Genomic DNA, 22,522 nt, shown 5'->3' on the forward strand with positions numbered 1-22,522 from the left:
TCAGGCGTCGAGCGGTATCGCGGCCAGCACGCCCGCGATAACGTCATCGGCGCTTCTCCCTTCCGCCTCGGCGGCGAAGGACAGGAGCAGCCGGTGGCGCATGACGGGCGCGGCCAATGCCTGGACATCCTCGCGCGTCGCGGCCAGCCGTCCGTGAAGCAGCGCGCGCGCCTTGGCCGCCAGCACCAGCGACTGCCCGGCGCGCGGCCCCGCGCCCCAGCGGACATAGTGCCCGACGATCGCGGGCGCGCCCTCGCCCGGCCGGGTCGCGCGGACCAGCCGGTTGATCCAGCCGAGCAGGTCGGCGGACAGATGCACCTCGCGTACCAGATGTTGGATGGCGACGATCTCCGCGCCGTCCATCACGCGCGGCACGGTGGCGGTCGCCGACCCGGTGGTCTGCGCCAGGATCGCGGCTTCCTCCGCTTCGCTCGGATAGCCGACACGGACGTGCAGCAGGAACCGGTCGAGCTGCGCCTCGGGAAGGGGATAAGTGCCCGCCTGCTCCAGCGGGTTCTGCGTCGCCAGCACGAAGAACGGCTCGGGCAGGCGATGGGTGACGCCCGCATAGCTGACCGTCTTTTCCTGCATCGCCTCGAGGAGCGCGGCCTGCGTCTTGGGCGGCGTGCGGTTGAGTTCGTCGGCGAGGAGCAGGCTGGTGAAGATGGGCCCCTGCTGGAATCGGAAATGCCGCTTGCCGGTGCCGTGATCCTCTTCCAGCAGTTCGGTGCCGAGGATATCGCTGGGCATCAGGTCGGGGGTGAACTGGATGCGGCGGAAGGGCAGGTCGAGCGCCTGGCCCAGGCTGCGCACCAGCAGCGTCTTGCCCAGCCCCGGCACGCCTTCCAACAGGCAGTGGCCGCCCGCGATCAGGCCGATCAGCAATTGCTCGACGACTTCGGCCTGGCCGACGATCGCCTGGCCGATCGCGTCGCGAAGGCCGGTCAGCCGCGCCAGCTTGTCCTGGATCTCCGCCTCGGTCATGCGATCACGCGCTCAGCGCATAGAGCGCGATGTTGACGGCGAAGCGGGTATTGTCGACCGCCAGGAAACGCTTGTTGCGCCAGTCGTAGTCCCATTCGCAGCCATAATCCTTGTTGGAGTAGAGGACGCCCAGCCGCCCGCCGATCGCGATGCCGCGCAGATAATCATGCACCAGATCGTCGCCCCAGCCATTGAGCTCGAGGCCCGTCGGCGGCGGCCCGGTGAACTTGAAGAAGCGGCGATAGATGGGGTGGGTGTTGGGCAGCTTGGCCAGCGCGCGGGGGCCGAAGATCGCCCCCATCTGCCGCTCGAACGACTTGGCGAACAGGCCGTCGATATCGTGGTTGCAGTCGTCGACCAGCACGAAGCCGCCATTGCGCACATAGGTCGCGAAGTTGCGCTTCTCGGCCGGATTGAACTCCACGAGCTTGTGCCCCGCCAGATAGCAGAAGGGGGCGGTCAGCATCTTCGGGTCGGCCAGCGCGACGACATGCTCCTTCGGATCGACGCGCAAATTGGTATAGTCGATCAGCGCGGTGATCATGTTCGACGGCATCCGCCGGTCGACGTCCCAGTCCCCGCTTTCATAACGCAGCCGGGTGAACCAGAAGTCGTAAGCGGGCGCGGCCGACAGGCGCGCAGGCAGCAAGGTTGCCGCCAGCGCGCCCATCAGGAACTCGGCGCGGGTCACTCGCCCGTCGGTCATGCCGCGCCCGCGCCAGCCATCGTCACACCGCGTCGGACAGCGAGGTGAAGGTGAAGTCGCGCAGCCGCATCGGCGGCAGCACCATCACCAGCGAGGATTCGTCGCCCGCCACGCGCACCGGCTTGCCCAGCTCGTCGATATTGTTGAGCATGATGACCGGGCTTTCGTTGAAGCGCAGGTTCTTGATCGGATATTTGATCTCGCCATTCTCGATATAGAAGGTGCCGTCGCGGGTCAGGCCGGTCAGCAGCACGGTCTGCGGATCGACCATGCGGATATACCAGGTACGGCTGACCAGAATGCCGCGTTCGGTGGTGCGGACCAGCTCGGCGGTCGACTTGGTGCCGCCCGCCATCAACAGGTTGCCCGGTCCCGCCACCGGCTGCTTACCCTGTTTCTGCGCCCAGTAGCGCGAATATTCGAGGTTCTGGACCTTGCCGCCGGTGATGATCGGCCTCTTCTGGCGCGGCAGGTAATCGCCATTGTCCCAGGGCAGCACCGCCGCGCCGGGAGCCCAGGGATCGGTCGAGATATCGACCTGCGGCCCGAAGACCTGCTCGCCGATCTTGTTGCCGCCGCCCTTCTTCGACAGGAAGCTGCGGCCTTCATCGGCCGAGCGTGCGTCGAAGAAGTTCATCATGAACGAGATCAGGCCCGCCGCCGCCGCCGGTTCCAGGATGACGGTGTATTTGCCCGGCTCGATCGCCTTGGCGTCGACCGACGCGGAGGCCTTGCGCATCGCGGTGCGGATATCGGTCCCGGCGTCGAAGCTGCTGGCGTCCTGAACGTTATGCCCGACCCAGCCCGACCCGCGCCCGTCCTCGGTTCGCACGGTGCAGGTGTAGTCGAGCCCGGTCGAGCGCTGATAGCCCGAATTGCCCTTGTTGTTGGCAAAGGCGACGAAGCTCTGCCCATCCTCCAGATAGCCCGCCGCGACCAGCTTGCCCGCCTTGCACGGAGTGATCGAGGCGGCGGCGACCTGCGCCCGGTAATCGGGGGTGATCGCGGCGGTCGCCGGGCTGAACGTGTCGCTGGCGCGGTAGGCCTGCTTGCCGATCGGGGGCATATATTCGGGGTTCTCGGGCGCGAGCCGGGCGAGTTCCTCGGCGCGGCGCACCACCCGTTCGAGCGAGGCGTCGTCGAACTGGTTGATCGTCGCGACCCCCGACCGCTTGCCGAACGCGACCTCGACCGCCAGGTCGGCGGTATCGACGATGCCGCTGGTCGACACGCCGTTGCGGGCGAAGCGAATATTGCCGGTGACCGATCCGCTCAGCTGCGCGGTGCAGTCATCGGCCTTGGACATCGACACGGCCTTGGCGCAGATCGCGCGGGCCTGTTCCTCGGTGAACATGGTCATGGATGGATTCCTCAGCCGAGCGCGCGCGCGGTGTTGATGACATTGACGCCGTTGAAGCGCGCCGTGGACGAGCCATGGCTGACCGCCGACACCTGCGATGGCTGGCCCTTGCCGTCGAAGAAGGACCCGCCCAGCCGGTAATCGCTGCGGTCGCACACGCCGACGCAGCTATTCCAGAATTCGGGGGTGCGGATCTGATAGGCGACATCCTCGATCTGGCCGGTGATCTTGCCGTTCTTGATCTCGTAGAACAGCTCGCCGCCGAACTGCGCGTTGTAGCGCTGCTGGTCGATCGAGAAGGACCCGTCGCCGATGATGTAAATGCCGTTCTCGACGCCTGCGATCATCTGTTCGGGCGTCATCGCCGCCTTGCCGGGTTGTAGCGAGACGTTCGCCATGCGCTGGAACTGCACCGAGGACCAGCTGTCGGCATAGCAGCAGCCGTCCGACTCCTTCTTGCCCATCATATGCGCCTGGTCGCGGATCGCCTGGTAATCGACCAGCTTGCCGTCGCGGATCAGGTCCCACTGCTTGGTCTTCACGCCCTCGTCGTCATAGGCGACGGCACCGAGGCTCCCGGGCTGGGTCTTGTCGGCGACGATCGTGACCTGCGGGCTGCCATATTGGAAATGCGCGGCCAGCTTGTCGGGGGTGGCAAAGCTGGTGCCTGCATAATTGGCCTCGTATCCCAGCACGCGGTCGAGCTCGAGCGGGTGGCCGACCGACTCGTGGATGGTCAGCCACAGGTTGGACGGGTCGAGCACCAGATCATATTTGCCCGGCTTCACCGACGGCGCGGTCAGTTTCGCGCGCGCCTGCTTGGCGGCGAAGACCGCATCCTCGCGCATGTCATAGCTGTTGCCATAGACGACCGCGCCGCCCGGCAGGGTGCGCTTGTCGGCGGCGTTGCCGTCCAGATACTCGAAGCCCATGCCCCGCGGCGAGGACAGCCCCTCGCGGGTGCGAAACTTGCCGGTGGTCTTGTCGACCGCCGTCACCGTCATCGGTGCCCAGATGCGGTGTACGTCCTGATCGATGTACGACCCGTCGGTCGAGGCGAAGTATTTCTGCTCGTTCACGACGAACAGGATCGAGTTCACGAAGTCCGCGCCCGCACCCGTGGCGGCGGCGTTGACGCCCAGCAGCAGGTCGGCCTTGTCCTTGATCGGCACCGCCATCGCGTTCTTGACGATGGGGGTGCGCCACGACACCTCGCCGACGCCCGTCACGGGGGCGAGCTGCACGGGTTCCGACTGGATACGGGCATTGGCCTTGGCGATGGCGGCGGCCTGGCGCGTCGCGGCGGCGACGCCGTCGGGGGTCAGGTCGTTGGTCGCGGCAAAGCCCCAGGCCCCGCCCGCGATGACGCGGATACCCGCGCCGGTCGATTCGGTGTTGACGACATTCTCGACATTCTTCTCGCGCGTCACCACGAACTGGCGCAGGTAGCGCCCGACGCGCACGTCGCAATAGCTGCACCCGGCGCTCTTGGCGGTGTTCAGCGCCACGTCGGACAGCCGCTTCTTCAATCCGACGTCCATGGTGGACAGCAATTCCTCGGCGGCGATCGCCCGGCCCGGAAAGGCCCCCAGCAACAGGGCGCCCAGCCCCGCGCCGCTGGCGGCCATGAAGTCGCGTCGATGCACTTTGCTATCTCCCCCGCCCGGCCCTTCGCCAGGTCCCTGGGCGTGATGGTTGACCAACACAGCCTGTCGGTCAAGCGCTTAATGGGGCCGGATCGGGCATGGCCGTCCGCCGGGGAAAGTAGCGGGATTATCGGGAGTTACCCGGACGGGCTTACTGTCGGTCGGGTATCGGCCTCAGCATCGTCGCCAGCGCCAGTCCAGCCGCCAGCTGCACCAGTCCATAGGCGCGTCGTCGCCCCGGACGCCCGGCAAAGGGATGGACCAGTCCATCGACCGCCGCCACCTCCGACCGCCACAGATCGACATGCCGAACGGGCTGGAGCAGGCCCAGCAGCCCGTCGCCGATCATGAAGACCGCCGCCATCTCGGCGGAGCGGCGAAGGCCGAGTTTGGTCGTCTCGTTCATGGGAATGCCTTCCGAAAGCGCTTCAACGTCGCGGGGCGGGTTGCGGCTCCATCATTCTTCCCCTGCAAGGGGGGAACAGGACATGATGCAGCCACCGCGACGGTTCGCGAGTTGCGATACGGATCGAGGAAAAGGACATGGACGGCGCATGGGTAAGGCATTGGGAATGACGGCACGCGGCCGGTCGCTGGTGATGGCGATCGGACTGGCGCTGACCGGTTGCTCGCCGCTCAAGACCTTCGACTCGCTGGTGCCCAAGGATGGCGGGGCGGCGCGGGTCGCCTCGGCCATTCCTTATGGCGAAGGGGCGCGCCGGATGCTGGATGTCTATGCGCCCGCGACCAGGGGCGCGGACCGTCCGGTCATCCTGTTCTTCTATGGGGGCAGCTGGAACAGCGGCACGCGTAGCGGCTACGCCTTTGTCGGACGCGCGCTGGCGGCGCGGGGTTTCGTCGTCGTGATCCCCGATTACCGGCTGGTGCCGGAGGTCCGCTATCCCGGCTTCGTCGAGGACGGCGCCGCGGCGGTGCGCTGGACCGAGGCGCATGTCCGCGATTTCGGCGGCGATCCGGGGCGTATCGTGCTGATGGGCCATTCGGCGGGGGCCTATATCGCCGCGATGCTGGCGGTCGATCGGCGTTGGCTGGGCGAGGATGCGCGGCGGGTGCGTGGCTTTGTCGGGCTTGCCGGGCCCTATGATTTCGCGCCGTTCGACGTGGATGTGGCCCGTGCGGCGTTCGGCGATTGGCCGCGGCCTGAGGAAACCCAGCCCGTCACCTGGGCGGGGGCGGGCGATCCGCCCAGCTTGCTGCTGGTGGGCGCGGAGGACAAGACGGTGCAGCCGCGCAACAGCGAGGCGCTGGCCGCGAAACTGCGCGCCGGGGGCGTGGCGGTCGATCTGCGCTCCTATCCCAAGCTGGGTCATGTCGGCCTGCTGCTGGCCATCGCCCGACCCTTTCGGGGCCGTGCGCCGGTGCTGGACGATGTCGCGCGCTTCGTGACCCAAGTGACGCAGTCGACCGCCCGGAAATAAAACCTATTTCCCCGATCGGTATAAAGGGGGTGATGGCCGATATAGAAATTCTTTGGCCATGGCGCGGGGCCTGGACTGTTACGTCGCAGTCTCAGCCGGCCTTTCGAGTGTCCGGGCGAGAAAAGAACAAGGGATTCAGGGAATGAAACAGGGTCGCATCATCGCCCTATTGGGGGTTTCGTTGCTGGCGCTCGGCGCGCAGGCCGCTGCCGCCCAGACGGCCACGCCAGCAGAGCAGGCGGACGAGCAGGCCGCCCCCGCGAGCGACGCGGGCAATGCGGGGAACGAGATCATCGTCACCGGCACCCGCGCCGAGGGGCGTACCCGCCTGGACAGCGTGTCGCCCGTCGATGTGCTGAGCGGCGCCAGCCTGCAGCGGCAGGGGACGACCGAACTCGCCGCCGCGCTGTCGACCGTCGCCCCCTCGATCGATTTCCCGCGTCCGTCCGCCAATGACGCCACCGACGCGATCCGCCCGGCGACGCTGCGCGGCCTGTCGCCCGACCAGACTTTGGTGCTGATCAACGGCATTCGCGGCCACACCTCCGCCAATCTCAACACCAACGGCACGGTGGGTCGCGGATCGGCGGCGGTCGACCTGAACACCATCCCGACGGTCGCGCTCGACCGGATCGAGGTGCTGCGCGACGGTGCCTCGGCGCAATATGGATCGGACGCGATCGCCGGTGTCGTCAACCTGCGCCTGCGCGAGGCGCGTAACGGCGGCGGTGCCTCAGTCACCTACGGCTTCTACAACACCGATGTGAACACTGCCGCCAACAGCCGCCACGTCAATGGCGAGCCGGTAGTCACCGCCTCGGCCTGGCAGGGTTTCGGTTTCGGTAGCGACGGCTTCGTCACCGTGTCGGGCGAATATACCAAGCGCCAGCCGACCAATCGCGCCGATATCGACCGCCGCGTGACGCCCAACCGCATCACCGGCCGTTACGGCGACCCGGAGGTCGAACAGTTCACCGGCTTCGTGAATGCGGGCACCTCGCTGACCGATAATGTCAGCCTGTACGCGTTCGGCGGCTATCAGGACCGCGACACGCGCGGCGCAGCCTTCCCGCGCAATACCAGCGCGGCGACGATCACGGCGGGCTATCCGAACGGCTTCCTGCCGATCATCAACACCAAGTCGAAGGACATCAATTCGGCGGTCGGCCTGCGCGGTGATTTCGGCGGATATAATGTCGACCTATCGCTCAGCTATGGCCGCAACATCGTCGATTTCCGCACGCTGAACTCGGCCAACTACGCCTATGGCGCGGCGACGCCGAAGAATTTCTATGACGGCCAGGTCGCCTATGACCAATATGTCGCCGGGCTGGACGTGACGCGCAAGTTCGACGTGTTCCAGTCGCTGAACGTCGCCTTCGGCATCGAGGGGCGGCGCGAAGGCTATAAGATCTCGCCGGGCGAGCAGGCATCCTATGGCGCGCCGGACAGCGGTGCCGTGGCGGGGGCCTCGCGCGGGGCGCAGGGCTTTGGCGGGTTCCAGCCCAAGAACGCGACCAAGCGGGCACGGCGCAGCGGCAGCATCTATCTGGATGTCGAGGCGCAGATCACCGACAAGCTGCTGCTCGGCATCGCCGGGCGTGGCGAGGATTATTCGGACTTCGGCTCGACCGCGACCGGCAAGGTATCGGCGCGCTATGACGTCACCGACTGGTTCGCGCTGCGCGGCACCGCCTCGACCGGCTTCCGCGCGCCGTCGCTGCAACAGCAATATTTCACGCAGACGGCTTCGGTCGTGACCAACGGTGTGCCGATCCAGACCGGCACCTTCCCGTCGACCGACCCGGTCGGCGTCGCGCTGGGCGGCCTGCCGCTGCGGCCCGAAAAGTCGACCAACCTGTCGGTCGGCACGGTCATCCGCGCGGGCGGGTTCGACCTGACCGTGGACGCGTACCGCATCCATATCCGCGACCAGATCGGCCTGTCGGAGAACATCCAGGCGGCGAACAATGCGCAGGTCGCCAGCCTGCTCCGACCGCTGGACGTCTCGGCGGCGCGCTTCTTCATCAACGGCCTGGCGAGCACCGCCAAGGGCATCGACGTGGTCGGCCATTACCGCGCGCGCACGACAAGCGCGGGGACGTTCGACTTCACGCTGGCGGGTAACATCAACACGATCGAGGTGACGCGCGTGCCGACCTCGACCGCGACGCTGAACCCCGCGCCGACCCTGTTCGCCCGCAGCCGCATCCTGACCCTGGAGGAGGGCACGCCGGGCGAGAAGATCACCGGCACGATCGACTGGTCGCTCGACCGGCTGGGTGCGCTGGCCCGCGTGACCTATTATGGCAACGTCAACCAGCCGGGCACGACGCCCGCCGCCGACGTGCTGACCGGCAACCGCGCGATCACCGACCTCGAACTGCGATACGCGGCGCCGAAGGGCGCGCAGATCGGCATCGGCGTCAGCAACCTGTTCGACGTCTATCCGCGTGCGACGGCGCTGGCCAATAACTCGACCGGCGTGTTGGGCTTCCCCTATTTCTCGCCCTTCGGGTTCAACGGGCGCTATCTCTACGTTCGCGCCGGGCTGAACTGGTAAGCGTTCGTTTCAGGCGGTGTGCAGGTCGAATCCTGCCGCCGCCATCACCCGGCCGTTGACGAGGAGTTCGATCTCGTGACGGCCGGGATGATGCCGCCGGGTGCTGAAATCCCGGATGATCTGTCGAGTCGCCAGCGAGACACAGGCTCCTGCGGCCAGGTCGAAGCTCTTCCACTTGAAGACCTTGGCCGCTGTCCGCCCGTTCGCGCGGGCATAATGGACGCGGTAATCGACGACGAGCCGCTGTTCTGACTCCGCGTTGGACGTCAGCGCCGCCGTGATCGCGATCGTCTCGCCCAACCGGATGCTGGCCGGGGCGATCGCGAAGTCCGTGACCGTCACTGCGACATCCGCCCGCGCCCCGACGATGGCGAGCGCCGCCGGATCGCCCTGTTTGATCCGCGAGCGCAGCGCATGGCGAATGATCCAGGCGGTGCGCGGATCGTCGCGCGACCATCCCGCCATCCGCTCGACCAGCCAGTCGGGGCGATCCTTGCCGATATCGTTCAGATGGTTGGCAACCGATTTGCGTACATACAGGCTGGGATCGGCCTTCAGCCTCTCCAGGATCGGCGCGGCGAGCGTCGGATCGTCCTTCAGCGCGGGCACCCGTGTTCCCCAGGGCAGGCGCGGTCGCGCGCCTTCGCTGGACAGCCGCCGGACATGCTCGTTCGGATGCTCCGCCCAGGCGCGCATCTGCGCCAGGACGCGCGTCGGATCGCGGGCCAGGAAGGGGCGGATGGCGAACTCCGCCGAGCCGTGGCGGGTCAGGTCGGCCAGCGCTTCCATGGACGCGTCGACATCGTGGAGCCCGTACCGCGCCACATATTCGGCCAGCGCAAAACCCTGAAACGCATGGGTCACGTGCGGGCCCATCGCGCGCAGCACCGCGAGCGCGTGCGGATAGTCACCGGGCAGCGCGCCGTGCAGCGCATCGGCGATATGCCGCACCCGCGCCATGACCGACAGCGCGTCCAGCCCCTGGGTCGCGGTATCGAGAAAGGCGGCGCGATCGAAACGCGGCGACGCGGCCATTCCGGCATCCGCGATCACACGCAGTGCGGCGTGGCCCAGAATATCCTTCATCAGCGGGTGTGCAGCCGGCTCGTTCATACTCTGCCCATAGTTTCGTCGCATAGCGTCATCGTGACAAAGGCTGGGAGAGGCAAGGTGCGGAGCCCCATGCGTCCCTGAGCCGTTAGGAATGACCGTGACCGACCCATCTTCCGCTCCATCACAGGCCTTGGCCGCCGGGACTCCCGGCTATCGCCGCCTGACCTGGGCGATGCTGTTCGCCGGGTTCGCGACCTTTTCGACCCTTTATGCCGTGCAGCCGTTGATGCCGCTGCTAGCCGCGCATTATCGCATCAGCGCCGAGGCGTCGTCCCTGGCCGTATCCTTGGCGACCGGCCCGCTGGCCGTCGGCATTCTGGTCGCGGGGGCGGTATCGGATCGGTTGGGGCGGCGTTCGCTGATGGTCGCGGCGATGATGACCGCCGCGCTCCTGACCCTCGCGGCGGCGGTGGTGCCGGGCTGGTACGGATTCCTGGCGCTCCGTTTCCTGGCCGGGCTGGCGCTGGCCGGGGTTCCGGCGGTGGCGATGGCCTATGTCGCCGAAGAGGTGGACGCGGCCTCGATCGGCTCGGCGATGGGGCTCTATATCGCCGGAAGCGGGCTGGGCGGCATGGGCGGGCGGCTGGTCGCCAGCCTGGTCGCGGCGGTCGCCGACTGGCGGTGGGCGCTGGCGGCGGTGGGCGTGGCGGGCCTGCTCCTGGCGGAGGCGTTCCGGCGACTGGCACCGCCCTCGCGCCGGTTCGTGGCGAGCGGCGACGATTGGCTGGCGCTGCCGCGCGGGGCGGCGAGCCTGTTCCGCGATCCGGGCCTGCGGCTGCTCTATGCCGAAAGCTTCCTGTTGATGGGCGTGTTCGTGACCGTCTTCAACTATGTCGGCTTTCATCTGCTGGGCCCACCCTATCATCTGAGCCATGCGGTCGTGGGCGCGATATTCCTGATCTATATCCTGGGATCGATCAGCTCGCGCCTGTTCGGCGGCCTTGCGGGCAAGGCGGGGCGTCGCCGCATGTTCTGGGTGCCCGTCGCCCTGTTGATCGCGGGCGTCATACTCAGCGGTGCCGCGCCGCTGTGGATGGTGATCGTCGGGATCGCGGTCGTCACCATCGGCTTTTTCGGGGCGCATTCGATCGCCAGCGCCTGGGTCGGGCGGCGGGGTGGCGCGGCGCGCGGCCAGGCCGCGGCCTGGTATCTGTTCTTCTATTATATGGGGTCGAGCGTGCTGGGCTCTGCGGGCGGTTTCGCCTGGACCCGTGCCGGATGGAGCGGCGTGGTCGCGTTCTGTCTGGTGCTGGGCGTCCTGGCTCTGCTCGGCGGAGTCCTGCTCCTGCGCGTTCGCCCGCTGGCGGAAACCGAGCAGGCGCGACCGACGGGGCCGGTCACGCCTGCCTGAAGGTTATCAGAACGAGAAGCGGACACCCGCGTCGTAGCGGGGGCCGAAATTCTGGTAGCGCAGCAGCTGATTGTCGAAGCGGCCGGTGGCGAAATACTTCGCGTTGAACAGGTTCGTGCCCTCGACAAAGACCTGGGCGAAGGGGGTGATGTTCACCGCCACGCTGCCGTCGAACTGGCCGTAATCGCGCACGAACACCGGCTCGTTGCCCGGACCGCCCGCCAGCTGCTGGAGGAAGCGTTCGCGCCGGTTATAGGCGATACGCGCCGACACGCCGAACTTCTCGTAGAACAGGGTCGCGTTCTGCGAATTGCCGATGCCCTCGGCCGCGAAGGACTGGCCGACCTGGCTGACGTCGAATTCGCGATTGGTGGTCACGAAGGTGGCGTTGGCCTGTACGCCGAAGCCGCTGAGCACGCCGGGCAGCCAGTCGAGCGTGTGGACCAGGTTCAGCTCCAGCCCCTTGATCTTTAGCGATTCCGCGTTGCGCGGACGCCGCACGCTGAACTTGGCGGTGTTGGGCCCGACGATCAGCCCGCCGACGGGGATGTTCCCCGCATTGGCGATGGTGAACAGCTCCTCGCCAAAGGTCTGGACGATGAAGTCGTCGACCGTCTTGTGGAACACCGCCGCCGACAGGGTGGTGGTCGCCGTCGGATACCATTCCAGCGACAGGTCGAAATTGGTCGCGCGATACGGCTTCAGCTCGGGATTGCCGCCGCTGGCGGTCAGCGTGGCGGGACGCAGCGTGCCGATGTCCAGGCTGGGCGCCAGGTCGCCGATGGCCGGGCGCGTCAGCGTCTTATAGGCGGCGAAGCGCGCCTGCAGCTTGGGCGTCAGGTTCAGCTTGGCGTTCAGATTGGGCAGGAAGTTGCTGTACGACGACCGCTTGTTGACCGACACCGCCGCGCGGTTGTTGGCGAAGACGCCGGTATAGGTGGTCGGATCACCCGGCACCGGCAGCAGGTCGGTCAGCTGCAATTGCTGCCCGGCCGACACGAGCTCGGTATATTCATACCGCCCGCCGACATTGATGAACCAGGGAAGGCCCGCGACCGTGCCCTCCAGATCGACATCGGCATAGCTGGCAAAGACCTTTTCGCGAACACGGGCCGAGGGCTGCTCGGTCACGGCATAGCCGTTGGTCCGCGCGAAGATCGCCGCCGTCGTGCCCACCGGCTGGCCGCGCGCCAGGTCGAGCGCGGTCGTCGCGGCGGTGCTGGTCAGATAGTTGAAATAGGCCTGCGGGTTATAGGTCAGGAAGGTGGTCGGCACGCTGCCGCCCTTCTGCCCCAGCGACCCGAGGGTGAAGGGCGAGAGCAGCGACGGATCGGCCAGCGTCGGATAACCGCAATAGAGGCAGCCGATATTGGGGTCGGAGGTGAAGGGCACGTTGCGCTTGTCGCGCGAGGTGCCGGTCACGCCGAAGCGCAGCGCCGTGACGATGTCCCAGCCCGGCTTCCATTCGGTGTTCCAGCGATATTCCTGGACCTTCTCGGTCACGTCGTTGCCGCTGCGCCCGGCGATATGGGTGCGGCCGAGCGCCGGGTTGGTCAGCACGCCGTTCGCATAACCCGAGGTCGACGGAATGCCGTTTCCTTGCGCGGCGGTGAAGGAATATTGGGTCGGCACGCCGATGACGGTGAAATAGGATTTGCCGCCGCCCGCATTCTTGGCCTGCGAATAGGTGGCGTCGAACACCATGCGGACATTGTCGGCCGGACGCCATTCCGCGTTGAACCCGGCCTCGTAAGTCGTCGTCTCGCGCACCCCGCCCGAGGCGATGAAGTCGGCATTGCCGTTGGTGGTCAGCGAGGTGACGGTGCGGTTGGAGTCGATTCCCGCCGCCGTATAGCTGGTCGGCTCGAACCAGCTGCCGAGACCCCGCGTCGTGGTGTCGCTCTTGAAACGGTTGTAGAGGCCGTCGACGGTGAAGGTCAGCTCGTCGGTCGGCGCATATTGCGCGACCAGCGTCGCGCCCAGGCGGGTGCGATCGTCGCGCGTCTCGTTCACGTCCTGGTTCCGCGGCGCATAGACGTTGGTGTAGAGCGGCGCGTTATTGGGCCCGACCGAGGTGCCGGGGATATAACCGTCGGTGCTGATCGCCCGGATCGACGCGATACGCTTCTGGTACGACAGCGAGGCGAGTAGCCCCAGCTTGCCGTCGGCAAAGGTGTCGCTGAGCAGGCCGAACAGCTGCGGCGTGACCTTCTTGCTGTTGCCCTCATACAGCGCCTTGGCGGTGAAGACGCCCTTGAACTCCTTGAGCGCGAGCGGGCGCGGCGTCTGGACATTGATCGTCGCGCCGATGCCGCCGCCCTGAAGCGGGGCCTGCGAGCTCTTATAGACCTGCGCGCCGCTGATCAGTTCGGCGGGAATCAGGTCGAACGAGAAGGCGCGGTTGTAATTGTCGGAGGCGAAGCTGCGGCCGTTGAACAACACCGTGTTGAAGGCGGGGCCCAGGCCGCGCACGCTGACCGAGGCGCCCTCGCCATTGCTGCGGTCGATGGCGACGCCCGGAATACGCTGGAGCGATTCGGCGACATTGGCGTCGGGGAACTTGCCCAGGTCTTCGGAGGAGATCGCATCGAGGATACCGGCGGCGTCACGCTTGATCGCGGCGGCCGACTCGATGCTGCGGCGGATGCCGGTGACGACGATGTCGGAGGAGGCGCCATCGGCGGTGCTCTGGCTGGGCAGGGTGGCCGTCTGGTCGGCGGGGGGCGTCTGGCTCTGGGCGAGGGCCGGCGTTGCCGCAATAAGTGCGACAAGTGCGCAGGACAGCCCACCGGTCCATGTCCGGCCGCGATACTGACCGATGGCATAAACTTGCATCAATTTGCTCCCCTAGATGAACTTGGTCGCAGTCTCTGATGAACTGCTTGTCAATGCGGTGTTATTATCTATGTCTGACAAATACAAATGAAATTCAAACCGCTATGATGCGCTGTGCGGTGAGAGGAGAGGAATCGGATGACGGGACGAGCGGAGCGGACCGATGGTCCGGTGCGACGCGTGGTCGTGGTGGGCGGCGGATCGGCGGGCTGGATCGCCGCCTGTCGGCTGGCGGCCCAGTCGCGGCGGACCGGCGGCGATGTCCGCGTCACCCTGGTCGAATCGCGCAATGTGCCCACGGTCGGGGTGGGTGAGGGGACCTGGCCGACCATGCGCAACACGCTGGCCAAGATCGGCATCAGCGAAACCGACTTCATCCGATCCTGCGATGCCGCGTTCAAACAGGGCGCGCGGTTCGTCGGCTGGACCGACGGGACGGCGGACGACGGCTATTACCACCCGCTCAACCCGCCTGCGGGCGCGACGGAGATCGATCTGGCGCCGCACTGGCTGCACCGGTCGGAGATGGGCGCGAGCTTTGCCGATTGGGTCGATTATCAGGCGATGCTGTGCGACGCAGGCCTGGCGCCCAAGTCGATTGTCGCGCCCGAATATGCGGGCCATGCCAATTATGCTTATCATATGGACGCGGGGAAGTTCGCCACGCTGCTGCGCGACCATGGCGTGGGGCAGCTGGGCGTCGAGCATGTGCTGGGCGATGTCGTGCGGGTCGCGGTCGCGGACAATGGCGACATCGCGCATCTGGAGCTGGCCGATGGCGGCACCGTGGCGGGCGACCTGTTCGTCGACTGCACGGGCTTTGCCGCGCTGCTGATCGGCGGGGTTTATGACGTGCCGTTCCGCCGGTGCGGGGACGTGCTGTTCGCCGACCGGGCCATCGCGCTGCAGGTGCCTTATGCGCAGCCGGACGACCCCATCACCTGCCACACCGTGTCGACCGCGCAAGAATCGGGCTGGATCTGGGACATCGGCCTGTGGACCCGGCGCGGCGTCGGCCATGTCTATAGCAGCGCGCATACCAGCGACGATGCGGCCGAGGCGGCGTTGCGCGCCTATATCGGTCCCGCCGCCGAGGGGTTGAGCGCGCGGCGGATCACCATCTATGCCGGGCATAGGACGCGCTTCTGGCAGAATAACTGCGTCGCGGTCGGCCTGTCCGCTGGGTTCATCGAGCCGCTGGAGGCCTCCGCGCTGATGCTGATCGAGACGGCGATGGACGCGATCGCCGACCGGCTGCCGCGCACCCGCGCCGCGATGGACGTGATGGCGCGCCAGTTCAACGCGACCTTCACCCATCACTGGATGCGGATCATCGAGTTCCTGAAGCTGCATTATGTCCTGACCAAGCGCACCGACACCGATTTCTGGCGCGACAATGTCGCGGCCTCCTCCATTCCCGACGGCCTGGCCGAGCGGCTGGAACTGTGGCGGCATCATTCGCCCGGCCCGCAGGATTTTGACCATGCCCGCGAGGTGTTTTCCTGGCCCAGCTATCAATATGTCCTGCACGGCATGGGGTTTGAGAGCCATCGGCCGCCTGTCGACCCGGCCGCCCCCGATGCGGTGCTGGCGGAGCGATTCGTGGGCAGGACGGCACGCGCCAAGGACGAGCTGCGCGCCCGTGCGCCCGTCCACCGCGACCTGTTGCGGGCGATCCGCGAACATGGTCTGCAGCGGGTATGACCGATATCGTCCCGCTGTCCGCGTCCACGCATCGCGACCTGCTCTATAGCCACCGCGTCGCTGGCGCTGCCCGTCGCTTTGCCCGGATCGGACTGTCGGAAATCGCCTTGGCGGCGGCCGACATGCCGCTGTGCCTCGCCAAGGACGGCCAGACCGGCCGGTTCAATCTGATCGCGCTGATGAGCCTTATCGAACCTGCGAACCTGTTCGTTTTCGGTGGCGGTTTCCAGGCGACCTATGTCCCGCGCGCCGTGCTGCTCGGCGGATTCCGTCTCGACGCGCGCGGGGCGGGCGGGCTGGCGATCGACCCGACCGACCCGAGCCTGGGAGAGGACGGGCGGCCGCTGTTCGACGGGGATCGCCCCGGCCCGCTGCTGGCCGACATCGCGCAAGGGCTGGAGCGGCTGGTCGCCGATGTCGCGGCGGCACAAGCCCTAGTCGATGATTGGGCCGGGCATCGTCTGATCCGCCCGCTGGCACTGTCGCTGACCAAGGGTGACGGGACCGTGCATGACTTGGCAGGGCTTTACACCGTTGACGAGGCGGCGATGCGGGCGTTGCCCGATACGGCCGTGCTGGCACTGCACCGCGCCGACCGGCTCGCTCCCGCCGCGATCCTCACCGCCTCGCTGGCGCAGGTCGAGCGGTTGCGCCAGTTGCACAATGCGCGCTTTGCGCCCGCCATCACCGGATACACGCTCGATTAGGCGCTGAACGAGGCCCATGCGATGCGGCCTTGCCTGGTCCGACTTCCTGGACCGGGACACCGTTCCGTCAGTCCTGCGGCCTGCTATCTCCCCGGGCAGGGGAGGACGGGGCCGCATCGTCCGCTTTGGGCGGAACGGGTGGCCAGCTCAGCCGGATCGCGCCGCCGCCCCCGCCGATCTCGGCTCGGCCGCCCCGGCTGGTCAAGCCATCGGCGACCGCGCGGCGCTGGGCCGGAGTGCCGCCCGTGACCAAGAGCGCACGCTGCGACCGGGCGCTGGCCCAGGCGGCGGCGTCGAGTCCGTCGCCGTTCAGCACGCCCTGCACGAAGCGTATCGCGGGCGGCGCGACATCGGCGGGGGGCGCCAGGTGGACCGTCCATTGCGGCAGGGCGTCGGCCGCCCGTGCCTCGATCGCGCGATAGCCCGCCAGCCCCAGGCCGGGCAAAGCGGCGGCGGTGGTGGTGAGCGTGCGGTTCGTGGCGTCCGTCTGCACCGCGCTCGCATCCACCCCAGCGATCAGCGCCAGGTCGGCAACCGCACGCTGCTGGCGGTCGGCATCGCTGGGGCCGCTCGACTGGCTGGCGCGGGCGATCTGCGCCGCCTCCGCGCCATTGTCGTCCAGCGAGACGCGCAGCTGGTCGACATGCAGGTCGATCGGCTGGCCCAGCCGCTGGCGCAGATCGGCGGCGAGTAGCGTGTCGGCCTGCGACTCCAGATGCGGGGTGAAGACGACCGCGCGGATGCGGATCGGTTTGGCGGCATAATCGATGTCGAGCTGGCCCAGCCGCGACGTGTCGGGAAAGCGCGCGCGGATCGTGTCGCGCGCTTGGCGCTGCGCCACCGCCTCGAACGCGATCTGGCGCAGCGCTGCGCCCAGCGGTATCGACAGCACGCCGATCGCGCCGCAGAACAGGATGACCTGCCACCCCGTATGCTGGTGCGACAGATGCCGCCCGAAACCATAGACACGGGCGACGATCGCGGCGGTCAGCGCGATGGTGACGGCGTTCGTCAGGAACAGCAGCAGCGCGCCGCTGAACACGGTCCAGTTGGCCGTCGCGATGCCGAAGCCGACCACCGCCAGCGGCGGCATCAGCGCGATGGCGATGGCGACGCCCACCACCGTGTTGCCGCGCCCCCGGATCAGCGCATAGGCCCCCGCCACCGCCGACAGCAGCGCGACCAGCAGGTCGAACAAGGTGGGGCGGGTGCGCCCGGCGATCTCGCTGGTGATGGTCTGAACCGGCGACAGGGTGACGAAGACGGTCGACAGCAGGATCGCGATCGCCGCCCCGGCCAGCAGTGCGGTCGCCGCGCGCCGGATTTCCCGCGTATCGAAGGTCGCGATACCGAAGCCCAGCCCGATGATCGGCATCATCAGCGGCGAGAGCAGCATCGCGCCGATCAACACCGCGACCGAGGGCATCAGCAAGCCCAGCAGCGAGATCGCGGCGGAAATGACGATCAGAAAGGCATAGCGCCCCGACCAGCCCGAATCCTGCGAAATCTGGGCGAGCACCGCTTCGTAATCGACCCCGCCGACCACCCACATCGACCACCACCGGCGTATCGTGCTGCGTTCGTGCGAGGGGGATTCGGTCATGGTCCAACCTGTTTTTGTCGATCCGAATCTCCCTGCTAGGCGATCGGGCCCGAGGATGCGACCCTGGTTGTATCTTCCGCAAAGAGAGTCTGGTTCGGCTGGTTTTCCACCGACCTCCGGGTGTAGGGGATGGGACATGGCAGATCAGCGCCCGTCTCACTCGATCATCCGCAAATGGACACCCGCGCGGTATCGGGCGCTGCTGCGCACGGCCGGGCCGGGCTCGGTCCAGTTCCGCACGCGTCTGGCCGTCCTGATCGGTGCGGTGGCGATCGGGCTGGCGGCGACGGTCTTCGCCTGGGCTGCCGATGTCGCGGGCGAGTGGTTCGGCCATTTCGCCAAACATTATCACTGGGCGCCCTTGGTGGTGACGCCGCTGCTGTTCGCGGGGCTGGTCTGGATCACCCGCCGCTTTGCGCCACTGGCACGGGGGTCGGGCATTCCGCAGGTGATGGCGGCACAGGCCGACCCCGAACGCGCGACCGAAGGGCTGGTGTCGATCCGTACCGTCGTCGCCAAGGCGGGGCTGACGCTGGCGGCGGTGCTGGGCGGCGCATCGGTCGGACGCGAGGGGCCGACGGTGCAGATCGCCGCCGCCATCATGGGGCTGACCCACCGCATCCTGGGCGTGCCGCTGCGCGGCGCGGTGCTGATCGCGGGCGGTGCGGCGGGCGTTGCGGCGGCGTTCAACACGCCGCTGGCCGGGCTGCTCTTCGCGATTGAGGAGCTGGCGTCGGCCTATGAGCAGAAGGTCACGCTGCTGGTCATCGCCGCCATCGCGATTGCGGGCATGATCGCCCAGTCGGTGCAGGGCGATTATGTCTATTTCGGGCTGATCGGCGCGCATATGCCGATCGTCGGCGCGCTGGTCGCGGCCCCCGTGGCGGGGATCGTCGGCGGGCTGGCCGGGGGCGGTTTTGCCCGGCTGATGCTGATCCTGGCGACCGGGACCAATAGCGTCACCCGGTGGACCAAGCAGCGGCCGATCCTGTTCGCGGGGCTGTGCGGTGTCGTCGTCGCGGGGCTGGGGGTCGGCACCGGCCTGACCTGGGGCACCGGTTACGGCGCGGCGCGGGCGATGATCGTCGGGGTCGATGCGCCGCTGTGGTTCGGCCCGGCCAAATTCCTGGCGACGTTGTCCACCGCCGTGGCCGGGCTGCCGGGCGGCATCTTTGCGCCGTCCCTGTCGGTGGGGGCGGGGCTCGGCAACCTGCTGCGCTCGGTCTTCCCGAACTCGCCTGCCTCGGCGATCGTGATTCTGGGCATGGTCGGCTATTTCGCGGGCGTGGTCCGCGCGCCGTTGACCGCCGTCATCATCCTGTCCGAAACGACCGCCAGCCGCGGCCTGATGCTGCCCATGTTCGCCACCGCCTTCATCGCCGACGGGGTCAGCCAGCTGGTGTGCCGCGAGAAGCTGTACCACGGCCTGTCGCGGACGTTTGCGATGCGGCCGGTAGAGGAGAGTGTGCGCTGATAGGGTCACTGGTCGGGAAACGCCCAGTTGCGGACGTTCAACTACCCTTGGCCGCAATCGAAAAGGATGGAATTGCGCCGCTCAAAACATCCATGCAGGCCCAGCCTGTGACAAACCGATAATGGATGGTTGGCTGGCCCACAGGGGCACTGACTTCCCTCCATGTCTCGGATTGAGAGCAGGCAAACCGCGCACCTTCTAGACGGTATGCGAAGTGATTGGGGGCCAGCCCTTTATCCGGTGTGTCGTCCTCCTCGGTAGATAGTGCCATTTCATCGAGCAGGCGCACGATGCAGGGGCCGTCGAAGGAGATACGAAGAACGTGCTCATCGTCATCCGGTAAGACGAAGTCCGCAGAGATTGCATTCGTCTCCCAGCGAATTGAAAGGAGGTCGCTGGCAAGAGCATTCAGGCGAACGCCTGTTTCGATCGGCTCGTATAGAGGCATGATGGAATGCTGGCATTTTGAGCCAATGTCCGCAATCCACCATAATCGAACGCACCGCAATCACAGAACGGCCTATGCGGTTCTCATTTTCTCTCGCGACCGCCCCAGTGCGATCCCCGCGAGGTTTTGCGTCCGCTTGATATGACGCAGCTGGAACCGGGGCGGGCGAGGGAGGGCCGACCACTCCGCGAAATGCGCGACATGCGCGGGCGGCACCCTGACCTTTCCGGTCGCTTGCGCCACCACTGCCGCCGCATCGCCCAGCAGCAGGGCATCCGTCAGCCCCGCCTCATGCGCCGCCCGGGTCGCCGCAATCAGCGCCAGCCACTCTGCGGTCATGCTGGTGCCGGGCCCCAGGTTTCGGACGATGCGAGCCTGTCCCCCGATCACCACCGCATATTCCATGCCGCCGGGGCGATAGCCGCCGTCGAAGAAGATTTTCACAGCCCGCCGATGCTGCGCGCGACCGCCTCGGCCGTCTTGATGCCGTCGACCGCCGCCGACAGGATGCCGCCCGCATAGCCAGCGCCCTCGCCCGCCGGGTATAGGCCATAAGTGTTCAGGCTGTGCCCGTCCTCGCCGCGCGTGAAGCGGACCGGCGAGGAGGTGCGCGTCTCGACGCCGGTCATCACCACGTCGGGGTGGTCGTATCCGGCGATCTGGCGACCGAAGACGGGGATGGCCTCGCGCATCGCCTCGACCACGAAGTCGGGCAGGCATTCGGACAGGTCGGTCGGAGTCACGCCGGGGCGATAGGAGGGCGTGACCGACCCCAGGCTGGTCGAGGGGCGCTTGGCCAGGAAGTCGCCCACCCGCTGCGCCGGGGCCTTGTAGTTGGAGCCGCCCGCGACATAGGCGCGCTCTTCCCAATGGCGTTGCAGCGCGAGGCCCGCCAGCGGATCGCCGGGAAAGTCGCGCTCCGGGTCGATCGCGACCACGAAGCCCGAATTGGCGTTGCGCTCGTTGCGCGAATATTGGCTCATGCCGTTGGTCGCGACGCGGCCCTCCTCACTGGTCGCGGCGACCACCGTGCCGCCCGGACACATGCAGAAGCTGTAGACCGTCCGTCCGTTCTGGCAGTGGTGCGAGATGTGATATTCGGCCGCGCCCAGGATCGGGTTGCCCGCCTGATGCCCGAAGCGCGCGCGGTCGATCCAGCCCTGCGGATGCTCGATCCGCACACCGATCGAAAAGGGCTTGGCCTCGACATACACACCCGCCGCCTGCAGCATCGCGAAGCTGTCACGCGCGCTGTGGCCGATGGCGAGGACGACATGATCGGCCTCGAGATAGCCGCCGCCGTTCAGGTGCAGCCCGCGCACCCGGCGCTGGCCCGACCCGTCGGTCTCGACGTCCAGCCCGTCGACACGGGTCGAGAAGCGGTATTCGCCGCCCAGCTCCTCGATGGTCGCGCGCATGCTCTCGACCATGGTGACCAGGCGGAAGGTGCCGATATGCGGATGCGCCTCGGTCAGGATTTCGGGCGGCGCCCCCGCCTTGACGAATTCAGTCAGCACCTTGCGGTTCAGGTGGCGCGGGTCCTTGATCCGGCTGTAGAGCTTGCCGTCCGAGAAAGTGCCTGCCCCGCCTTCGCCGTACTGGACGTTGGATTCAGGATTCAGGACGCTGCGCCGCCACAGGCCCCAGGTGTCCTGGGTCCGCTCGCGCACCACCTTGCCGCGCTCCAGGATGATCGGACGATATCCCGCCTGCGCCAGCACCAGCGCGGCAAACAGGCCGCAGGGGCCCGCGCCGATCACGACCGGGCGCTTCGTACCTGCCGGTGGTCCGCTCGGCAGATGATAGCGGGTGTCGGGCGTGCGCTGGACATCGCGGTCGCGGCGGAACCGCTCCAGCACGGTGGCCTCGTTTTTCAGGTTCACGTCGACCGAATAGACGAGCTGGATATTGTTCTTGTCGCGCGCATCATGCCCGCGCCGCGCCACGACGAAGCGCACCAGTTCACGCGGGGTTACGCGCAACCGACGGCAGATGGCGGCGGGCAGGGCCTCGTCCGCATGGTGGAGAGGCAGTTTCAATTCACTGAGGCGGATCATCCCGCGCGCCATATAGAATTGCGCCGCGTCCCGCCATCGTCCCTATGGATCACGCGTCGGGGGAAAGAACCAGCATCTTCTGGATGATTTCGGGCCCTTCGCGCCAGGTGCGAAAGCCCATGGCTTCGTAATAGGTCAGGCCCATGGAGTTGTCGGCACCGATCGTTGCGTCGATCCTTGCGAGGCCCGCCGCAATGGCGGCGTCCCGGCTGACGGCAAACAGTGCTCGGCCGACTCCCCGCCGATGGGCACGCGGGCTGACATGGGTTCCGATGATGCCCCATCCCTCGGGCACGTCATAGCGATTGCCCGCTACGGCGCGCTTGAGCGATTGGAAGCCCAGCACCTCGCCGTCGTCATCGACCGCGACGCTGCAGCGGATGCCATCGGGCGCGGTGATGTAGTTTGACAGCGTGAAGGCCGGATCGTGCGGACGCGTTCGGCCGGTCAAAGCCATGATCTCTCGAAGAACATGGCTCATCGCCACAGCATCGTTCGGGGTGGCGGTGCGGATCATCATGCAGGGGCCTCA

At 67.2% G+C, this 22,522-nt stretch carries 18 protein-coding genes; 6 read left to right on the forward strand and 12 right to left on the reverse strand.

The window, feature by feature from the left end; translation table 11 throughout:
- The 5 genes from SB4_RS04345 to SB4_RS04365 all read right to left on the reverse strand — a co-directional run bounded on the left by SB4_RS04345 (position 1) and on the right by SB4_RS04365 (position 5,102).
- The gene (locus SB4_RS04345) at positions 1 to 984 is read right to left on the reverse strand and encodes an AAA family ATPase (RefSeq protein ID WP_058751567.1); all 984 of its coding nucleotides are present in this window, start codon (positions 982 to 984) and stop codon (positions 1 to 3) included.
- A gap of 4 nt (positions 985 to 988) precedes the next feature.
- The gene (locus SB4_RS04350; RefSeq protein ID WP_058751568.1) at positions 989 to 1,690 is read right to left on the reverse strand and encodes a DUF4159 domain-containing protein; all 702 of its coding nucleotides are present in this window, start codon (positions 1,688 to 1,690) and stop codon (positions 989 to 991) included.
- Positions 1,691 to 1,712: 22 nt separating this feature from the next.
- Positions 1,713 to 3,050 carry a TldD/PmbA family protein gene (locus SB4_RS04355; RefSeq protein ID WP_058751569.1) on the reverse strand — a complete coding sequence of 446 codons (1,338 nt, stop codon included), beginning with the start codon at positions 3,048 to 3,050 and terminating at the stop codon, positions 1,713 to 1,715.
- 11 nt (positions 3,051 to 3,061) lie between these two features.
- The gene (locus tag SB4_RS04360; protein WP_058751570.1) at positions 3,062 to 4,696 is read right to left on the reverse strand and encodes a TldD/PmbA family protein; all 1,635 of its coding nucleotides are present in this window, start codon (positions 4,694 to 4,696) and stop codon (positions 3,062 to 3,064) included.
- A 151-nt stretch (positions 4,697 to 4,847) separates the two neighbouring features.
- Positions 4,848 to 5,102 carry a hypothetical protein gene (locus tag SB4_RS04365; protein WP_058751571.1) on the reverse strand — a complete coding sequence of 85 codons (255 nt, stop codon included), beginning with the start codon at positions 5,100 to 5,102 and terminating at the stop codon, positions 4,848 to 4,850.
- A gap of 148 nt (positions 5,103 to 5,250) precedes the next feature.
- Between SB4_RS04365 and SB4_RS04370 the strand changes: the two genes are divergently transcribed.
- Positions 5,251 to 6,135: an alpha/beta hydrolase gene (locus SB4_RS04370; protein ID WP_241488472.1), complete on the forward strand. Its 885-nt coding sequence runs from the start codon at positions 5,251 to 5,253 to the stop codon at positions 6,133 to 6,135.
- A 142-nt stretch (positions 6,136 to 6,277) separates the two neighbouring features.
- Positions 6,278 to 8,698, forward strand: coding sequence for a TonB-dependent receptor plug domain-containing protein (locus SB4_RS04375; RefSeq protein ID WP_058751573.1), 2,421 nt, complete (start codon positions 6,278 to 6,280; stop codon positions 8,696 to 8,698).
- Between the two features lie 9 nt (positions 8,699 to 8,707).
- Here the strand turns inward: SB4_RS04375 and SB4_RS04380 are convergent, their stop codons facing one another.
- Positions 8,708 to 9,811 (reverse strand): DNA alkylation repair protein, encoded by a 1,104-nt coding sequence (locus SB4_RS04380; RefSeq protein WP_058751574.1) that lies wholly within the window; start codon positions 9,809 to 9,811, stop codon positions 8,708 to 8,710.
- Positions 9,812 to 9,908: 97 nt separating this feature from the next.
- On the opposite strand from SB4_RS04380, the gene SB4_RS04385 reads away from it, so the two are divergent.
- Positions 9,909 to 11,162: an MFS transporter gene (locus SB4_RS04385; protein ID WP_241488473.1), complete on the forward strand. Its 1,254-nt coding sequence runs from the start codon at positions 9,909 to 9,911 to the stop codon at positions 11,160 to 11,162.
- Between the two features lie 6 nt (positions 11,163 to 11,168).
- On the opposite strand, the gene SB4_RS04390 is transcribed toward SB4_RS04385, so the two are convergent.
- Positions 11,169 to 13,997, reverse strand: a complete 2,829-nt coding sequence (locus SB4_RS04390) for a TonB-dependent receptor (protein ID WP_058751576.1) — start codon at positions 13,995 to 13,997, stop codon at positions 11,169 to 11,171.
- 138 nt (positions 13,998 to 14,135) lie between these two features.
- Here SB4_RS04390 and SB4_RS04395 point away from each other — a divergent pair, with 138 nt between their 5' ends.
- Positions 14,136 to 15,701, forward strand: a complete 1,566-nt coding sequence (locus tag SB4_RS04395) for a tryptophan halogenase family protein (protein ID WP_058751577.1) — start codon at positions 14,136 to 14,138, stop codon at positions 15,699 to 15,701.
- Complete coding sequence (locus tag SB4_RS04400; protein WP_058751578.1) at positions 15,698 to 16,408, forward strand: SapC family protein; 711 nt, start codon at positions 15,698 to 15,700, stop codon at positions 16,406 to 16,408. Before SB4_RS04395 ends, SB4_RS04400 begins: the two co-directional genes overlap by 4 nt.
- Before the next feature lie 67 nt (positions 16,409 to 16,475).
- Here the strand turns inward: SB4_RS04400 and SB4_RS04405 are convergent, their stop codons facing one another.
- The gene (locus SB4_RS04405) at positions 16,476 to 18,011 is read right to left on the reverse strand and encodes a DUF389 domain-containing protein (RefSeq protein ID WP_241488474.1); all 1,536 of its coding nucleotides are present in this window, start codon (positions 18,009 to 18,011) and stop codon (positions 16,476 to 16,478) included.
- Positions 18,012 to 18,147: 136 nt separating this feature from the next.
- Between SB4_RS04405 and SB4_RS04410 the strand changes: the two genes are divergently transcribed.
- Complete coding sequence (locus SB4_RS04410; RefSeq protein WP_058751579.1) at positions 18,148 to 19,485, forward strand: chloride channel protein; 1,338 nt, start codon at positions 18,148 to 18,150, stop codon at positions 19,483 to 19,485.
- Between the two features lie 37 nt (positions 19,486 to 19,522).
- On the opposite strand, the gene SB4_RS04415 is transcribed toward SB4_RS04410, so the two are convergent.
- The 4 genes from SB4_RS04415 to SB4_RS04430 all read right to left on the reverse strand — a co-directional run bounded on the left by SB4_RS04415 (position 19,523) and on the right by SB4_RS04430 (position 22,510).
- Positions 19,523 to 19,933: a hypothetical protein gene (locus SB4_RS04415; RefSeq protein WP_058751580.1), complete on the reverse strand. Its 411-nt coding sequence runs from the start codon at positions 19,931 to 19,933 to the stop codon at positions 19,523 to 19,525.
- Positions 19,934 to 20,005: 72 nt separating this feature from the next.
- Entirely contained in the window at positions 20,006 to 20,377 is a 372-nt protein-coding gene (locus tag SB4_RS04420) for a reverse transcriptase-like protein (RefSeq protein ID WP_058751581.1), read from the reverse strand.
- Complete coding sequence (locus SB4_RS04425; protein ID WP_058751596.1) at positions 20,374 to 21,990, reverse strand: NAD(P)/FAD-dependent oxidoreductase; 1,617 nt, start codon at positions 21,988 to 21,990, stop codon at positions 20,374 to 20,376. Before SB4_RS04425 ends, SB4_RS04420 begins: the two co-directional genes overlap by 4 nt.
- 49 nt (positions 21,991 to 22,039) lie before the next feature.
- Complete coding sequence (locus SB4_RS04430; protein WP_058717087.1) at positions 22,040 to 22,510, reverse strand: GNAT family N-acetyltransferase; 471 nt, start codon at positions 22,508 to 22,510, stop codon at positions 22,040 to 22,042.
- Positions 22,511 to 22,522 lie beyond the last annotated feature (12 nt).

Source organism: Sphingomonas sanguinis, assembly GCF_001476905.1.
In the GTDB taxonomy this organism is placed as follows: Bacteria; Pseudomonadota; Alphaproteobacteria; order Sphingomonadales; family Sphingomonadaceae; genus Sphingomonas; species Sphingomonas sanguinis_B.

Coding starts and splice junctions, on each gene's coding strand:
- SB4_RS04345 (WP_058751567.1), bottom strand. CDS start 984: ATGACCGAGGCGGAGATCCAGGACAAGCTGGCGCGGCTGACCGGCCTT.
- SB4_RS04350 (WP_058751568.1), bottom strand. CDS start 1,690: ATGACCGACGGGCGAGTGACCCGCGCCGAGTTCCTGATGGGCGCGCTG.
- SB4_RS04355 (WP_058751569.1), bottom strand. CDS start 3,050: ATGACCATGTTCACCGAGGAACAGGCCCGCGCGATCTGCGCCAAGGCC.
- SB4_RS04365 (WP_058751571.1), bottom strand. CDS start 5,102: ATGAACGAGACGACCAAACTCGGCCTTCGCCGCTCCGCCGAGATGGCG.
- SB4_RS04370 (WP_241488472.1), top strand. CDS start 5,251: ATGGGTAAGGCATTGGGAATGACGGCACGCGGCCGGTCGCTGGTGATG.
- SB4_RS04375 (WP_058751573.1), top strand. CDS start 6,278: ATGAAACAGGGTCGCATCATCGCCCTATTGGGGGTTTCGTTGCTGGCG.
- SB4_RS04380 (WP_058751574.1), bottom strand. CDS start 9,811: ATGAACGAGCCGGCTGCACACCCGCTGATGAAGGATATTCTGGGCCAC.
- SB4_RS04390 (WP_058751576.1), bottom strand. CDS start 13,997: ATGCAAGTTTATGCCATCGGTCAGTATCGCGGCCGGACATGGACCGGT.
- SB4_RS04395 (WP_058751577.1), top strand. CDS start 14,136: ATGACGGGACGAGCGGAGCGGACCGATGGTCCGGTGCGACGCGTGGTC.
- SB4_RS04400 (WP_058751578.1), top strand. CDS start 15,698: ATGACCGATATCGTCCCGCTGTCCGCGTCCACGCATCGCGACCTGCTC.
- SB4_RS04405 (WP_241488474.1), bottom strand. CDS start 18,011: ATGACCGAATCCCCCTCGCACGAACGCAGCACGATACGCCGGTGGTGG.
- SB4_RS04410 (WP_058751579.1), top strand. CDS start 18,148: ATGGCAGATCAGCGCCCGTCTCACTCGATCATCCGCAAATGGACACCC.
- SB4_RS04415 (WP_058751580.1), bottom strand. CDS start 19,933: ATGCCTCTATACGAGCCGATCGAAACAGGCGTTCGCCTGAATGCTCTT.
- SB4_RS04425 (WP_058751596.1), bottom strand. CDS start 21,990: ATGATCCGCCTCAGTGAATTGAAACTGCCTCTCCACCATGCGGACGAG.
- SB4_RS04430 (WP_058717087.1), bottom strand. CDS start 22,510: ATGATGATCCGCACCGCCACCCCGAACGATGCTGTGGCGATGAGCCAT.